Origin of the sequence: Nocardia sp. NPDC058497, assembly GCF_042720195.1 — a bacterium.
Lineage (GTDB): Bacteria > Actinomycetota > Actinomycetes > Mycobacteriales > Mycobacteriaceae > Nocardia.
The window spans coordinates 9927-13357 of sequence record NZ_JBHXMY010000052.1 but is presented as its reverse complement, the minus strand read 5'-3'; the positions used below and the strand labels follow the sequence as shown (position 1 = coordinate 13357).

5 protein-coding genes are annotated in these 3431 nt (G+C 69.2%); 3 read left to right on the top strand and 2 right to left on the bottom strand.

Going from position 1 to position 3431, the window contains the following annotated elements:
• The 3 genes from ACFWPJ_RS06230 to ACFWPJ_RS06220 all read left to right on the top strand — a co-directional run.
• Positions 1 to 601: TetR/AcrR family transcriptional regulator (locus tag ACFWPJ_RS06230; RefSeq protein WP_378847831.1), on the top strand; the 601-nt coding region annotated here is incomplete at its 5' end.
• A gap of 60 nt (positions 602 to 661) precedes the next feature.
• Positions 662 to 1963 (top strand): D-arabinono-1,4-lactone oxidase, encoded by a 1302-nt coding sequence (locus tag ACFWPJ_RS06225; RefSeq protein WP_378847829.1) that lies wholly within the window; start codon positions 662 to 664, stop codon positions 1961 to 1963.
• Positions 1964 to 2083: 120 nt separating this feature from the next.
• Complete coding sequence (locus ACFWPJ_RS06220) at positions 2084 to 2482, top strand: VOC family protein (RefSeq protein WP_378847827.1); 399 nt, start codon at positions 2084 to 2086, stop codon at positions 2480 to 2482.
• On the opposite strand, the gene ACFWPJ_RS06215 is transcribed toward ACFWPJ_RS06220, so the two are convergent.
• Positions 2458 to 2946 carry an NUDIX hydrolase gene (locus ACFWPJ_RS06215; RefSeq protein ID WP_378847825.1) on the bottom strand — a complete coding sequence of 163 codons (489 nt, stop codon included), beginning with the start codon at positions 2944 to 2946 and terminating at the stop codon, positions 2458 to 2460. The two genes, ACFWPJ_RS06220 and ACFWPJ_RS06215, sit on opposite strands and share 25 nt — an antisense overlap.
• 122 nt (positions 2947 to 3068) lie before the next feature.
• Positions 3069 to 3260 carry a helix-turn-helix domain-containing protein gene (locus tag ACFWPJ_RS06210; RefSeq protein ID WP_378847846.1) on the bottom strand — a complete coding sequence of 64 codons (192 nt, stop codon included), beginning with the start codon at positions 3258 to 3260 and terminating at the stop codon, positions 3069 to 3071.
• Positions 3261 to 3431: the final 171 nt, after the last annotated feature.

Below are 3431 nucleotides of genomic sequence, written 5' to 3'. Positions count from 1 at the left end.
CCCGCCCGCGCGCCCCCGGCCCCCCCACCCCGCCCTGGACACCCCCCCCGCCCACGCCGCCCGCTCCCCGGGGGTCGGCGTCGGCACCGTCTACCGCCGCTTCGCGAACAAGAAGGAGCTCATCGCCGAGGTCTTCGACCAGCACATGGTCGACTTCGCCGACCAGGCCGACGAGGCGATGCGCAATCCCGACCCGTGGCTGGGCCTTGTCCAGTTCTTCGAAGACGCGTGCCAGCACCTGGCCACCAACCGCGGGTTCAGCGAAGTGATGCTCGAGCTCGAGGAGGACCCGGCCCGCTTCGCCGAGCTGCGCGATCGGATCCGCCCCTCGGTCGCGGCGATCGTCGACCGCGCACGCGACGCGGGCGCGGTGCATCCCGATGTCACCACCACCGATTTCTTCGCGCTGATCCACATGGTCAACGCGTTCGCCGAGTTCGCCGGGCCGGTGAATTCCGAAGTCTGGCAACGCTATATGGCCATCACGCTCAACGGTGTCCGCACCGACGCGGTACCGCGCCGCCCCCTGCTCGTCGACCCGTTGACCGACGAGGAAGTCGAGCAGGCCAAGGCCGCGGGCTGCCTCGGCCGACGTCGCTGACCAGTACTTCCACCCCCGTGCGGTAGCGCGCGTCACAGTCGATCCTCTACTGTTGGACGCATGACCAAGAGCACCTGGGTGAACTGGGCGGGCGAGCAGCGCTGCTCACCCGCCGTCGTCGCCGCACCGCGCGGCGTCGAAGAACTGGCCGAGATCGTCGCCGAGTCCGCCGCGGCGGGCCGGACCGTGCGCGTCGCGGGATCGGGCCATTCGTTCACCGACGCCGTGCTCACCGACGGCACCCTGATCGATCTGGGCTGCCTGGATCGCGTGCTCGAGGTCGACACCGCGACCGGTCGCGTCCGGGTCGAGGCCGGGCTCACCCTGCACGCGGCGAGCCCGCTGCTGCACTCGCACGGCCTTGCCTTCCCGAACCTGGGCGATATCGACACCCAGACCATCGCGGGCGCGACCGCCACCGGCACCCACGGCACCGGCGCCAAGCTGCGCAACATCTCCGCGGCGCTGCATTCGGTGGAGGTGCTGCGCGCCGACGGCACGCGGGTAGAACTCAACGAGGAGACCGACCCCGACGGCTGGCGGGCGGCGCGGGTGAGTGTCGGCGCGCTCGGCATCGTCACCGCGGTGACCCTGCAGCTCGAGCCCTCGTTCGTGCTCGACCTCGTCGAGCGGCCGGTCCCGATCGCCGAGGTGCTCGACAACCTCGACGAACTCGCCGATGGCAGCGATCATTTCGAGTTCTTCGCCTTCGCGCACGCCGAGGTGGCGATGACCAAGTCGAGCAACCGCTCCACCGAGCCGGAGCAGCCGCGCGGCCGGGCGAGCGCCTGGCTCAACGACGTCGTGCTCTCCAACCACCTCTTCGACGGAATGTGCAAGGTGGGCAGGCGGATTCCCACCGCCGTCCCCGCGATCCACCGGCTCGCGACCAAGGCAGGCAGCAACAACCGCAAGATCGACCGGTCCTACCGCGTGTTCGCCAGCCCGCGCCTGGTCAAGTTCACCGAGATGGAATACGCGATCCCGCGCGAGCACGCCCGCGCCGCGATCACCGAGATCCTCGACGTGACACAACGATTCGACACCCCGATGCCGATCGAGGTGCGCTGGGTCGCCCCCGACGACGCCTTCCTGTCCCCGGCCGGTGGCCGCGACACCTGCTACATCGCGGTGCATCAGTACGAGGGCATGGCGTGGGAGCCGTACTTCCGCGCCTGCGAAGCGGTGTTCGACCGGTATCAGGGCAGGCCGCACTGGGGTAAGCGGCACTTCCAGACCGCCGAGACGCTGCGCACCCGCTATCCCGAATGGGACCGCTTCGCCGCGGTGCGCCGCCGTTTCGACCCCACCGGCGTGTTCGCCAACGACTACGTGAACCGGGTGCTCGGGCCGCTGGACTGACGGCCGGCGGTGCGGACCTGATCGGCAACCTCATCGCCGAACTGGTGCCCGTTCCCGCGCGCTGAGATCGGGTCCGATTCGTTCAAGACGACAGCACACGCCCGTGTCTACGCTGCGGATATGACTCCACAGCTCGATGTCTTCTCGATCGTCGTCTCCGATATGGCCGCCTCGGTGGCCTTCTACCGCAAGCTGGGGCTGGTGTTCCCCGAGGGTGCGGAAAACGAGGGCCACACCGAGGCGCCGCTGGGCGGTGGCCTGCGGCTGGCGCTGGACACCGAACAGGTGATCGCCTCGTTCCTCCCCGGCTGGCAGCCGCCGACCGGCCACGGCCGCACCGGCATCGCGTTCCGCTGCGCCGATCCGGCCGAGGTCGACAAGCTCTGGGGCGAGCTCGTCGACGCCGGCTACCACGGTGAACTCGCGCCGTGGGACGCCGTCTGGGGCCAGCGCTATGCCACGCTCGCCGACCCCGACGGCCAGGGCATCGACCTCTACGCGCCGTTGCCCAGCGAATAGGCCGACCAGCCGCGCGGATCGCGCTGACGCTGCTGATAGCGGCCAAGGATCTCGCGGACCTCGTCGCTGACCGGTGGTTCGTCGGTCAGCCTGGTCCACAGGTGCGTGTCGTGTTCGGTCATCGTCACCGGTCCGTGCGCGGCGACCTCGGCGACGAAGGTGAACTGCCTGGTGCGGGCGCCGCCGCCGGACAGGTAGTCGAATTCGCCCAGGTAGTCACTGATTTCGGTGACCTGCAGGCCGGTTTCCTCCGCGACCTCGCGGATCACCGCGTCGTCGAGCGACTCGCCCGGCTCGACCACGCCGCTCGGCAGTTCCCAGCGACCGCTCAGAAAGTCCGATCGTCGGCGGCGCAGGATGAGAACCCGGTGGTGACGGACGACGACGGCGCCGACGACCAGTCGACGGATCTCATCTCGCTCGGCCTCGATACGAAGCGTGGAGTACACGGTTTCGTCGATCATCAGGTCACATCCTCTCGTCGGTGGTTCGGACTTGCCTGGCACATACGACGGGGCGTGCCTTGTGAGCGTAACCCTCCGTCACGATGTTGCCGAATGAGACTTTCCGGGCATCGATGGGTCGATCAGCAGGCCTGCAGGGTGCGGACCGAGCATCCGGCCAGGTCACGGAACTCTCGGGACAGGTGCGCCTGGTCGGCGAACCCGGTGACGGCGGCCGTTTCCGCGGCTGGGACACCGGCTCGCACCGCCGCCAACGCGCGCTGGAAACGCAGAATCCGGGCCAACATCTTGGGTCCGTACCCGAACGCGGACAGTGAGCGCCGGTGCAGCAGCCGGGTGGATATCCCGGCCAGTGCCGCCGTTTCCGAGACCGTCGCGCCCCCGGCGATGGTGTCGACGCTAGCCGGGTTTGCGGGTTACGCCGGGGCGGCTTTCGTAGCCAATAGCAAACCCATCCATTACAAAGGCCCCCCCCCGGGGGAGCC

Excerpts from the sequence above, each read along its gene's own strand:
- ACFWPJ_RS06220 (WP_378847827.1), top strand. The coding sequence starts at position 2,084 with ATGACTCCACAGCTCGATGTCTTCTCGATCGTCGTCTCCGATATGGCC.
- ACFWPJ_RS06225 (WP_378847829.1), top strand. The coding sequence starts at position 662 with ATGACCAAGAGCACCTGGGTGAACTGGGCGGGCGAGCAGCGCTGCTCA.
- ACFWPJ_RS06215 (WP_378847825.1), bottom strand. The coding sequence starts at position 2,946 with ATGATCGACGAAACCGTGTACTCCACGCTTCGTATCGAGGCCGAGCGA.